1 protein-coding gene is annotated in these 768 nt (G+C 65.8%); it reads left to right on the top strand.

Annotated elements, in window-relative coordinates:
- On the top strand, window positions 1–768 hold a 768-nt coding region (locus A9976_RS12575; protein ID WP_183019287.1), incomplete at both ends, for an autotransporter domain-containing protein.

The raw sequence follows: 768 nt of genomic DNA, 5'->3' as shown, positions 1-768 counted from the left end.
AGCTACGACAGCAACCATGTCTATCTCAGTTTGGTGCAGGTGCGTAGCGTCGACCAGGCTGCGGAAACGCCCAACCAGGACAGCACCGCCGGCGGCCTTGCTGGCGCGGCAGGCGACACGGTGCTGAACGCGGATTCCGACGCGCAAGCGCGCGACATGTTGGACGCGCTGTCCGGCGAAGCATTGGCGTCGTCCAAGGGCATGCTGGTCTCGGGCACCTTGCTGGTCCGCAATTCGGTCAATGACCGCCTGCGGGACACGTCATGCCTGAACGACGGGCGTGAAGGCCGCGGCAGCGCACTGGCGCGCGCCTGCGCCAGCGACGCTACACCCCGCGCGTGGGCACAGGCGCTGGGTGGCTGGGGCCGCGCCGGCGGCGGACAAGGCATTTCCCAGATCAAACAGGACACCGCCGGTTTCCTGATCGGTGCCGACATGCCTCTTGCGGGCGATTGGCGGGCAGGCGCCTTTGCCGGCTACACCCATACCAGCTTCAACGTGGATCAGCTTGACTCCAAGGGCGGCGCCGACAGCTACCACTTCGGCGTCTATGGCGGACGACAGTGGGATCGCCTGGCGCTGCGCGTGGGCGCGGCTTACTCGTGGCATGACGTGGATACGCGCCGCTCGGTACGTATAGGCAACCTGAGCAACAACCTGCGAGCCGATTACGACGCGGGTGCAAGCCAAGTCTTCGGAGAAGTGGGATACGGGCTGTCCCGAGGCGTTCTTCGTATTGAGCCGATTGCCGCGCTGGCCTTCGTGAAC

Source organism: Delftia sp. UME58 (genome assembly GCF_014170385.1).
Lineage (GTDB): Bacteria > Pseudomonadota > Gammaproteobacteria > Burkholderiales > Burkholderiaceae_C > Comamonas > Comamonas acidovorans.
This window is presented reverse-complemented; position numbering and strand designations above follow the sequence as displayed.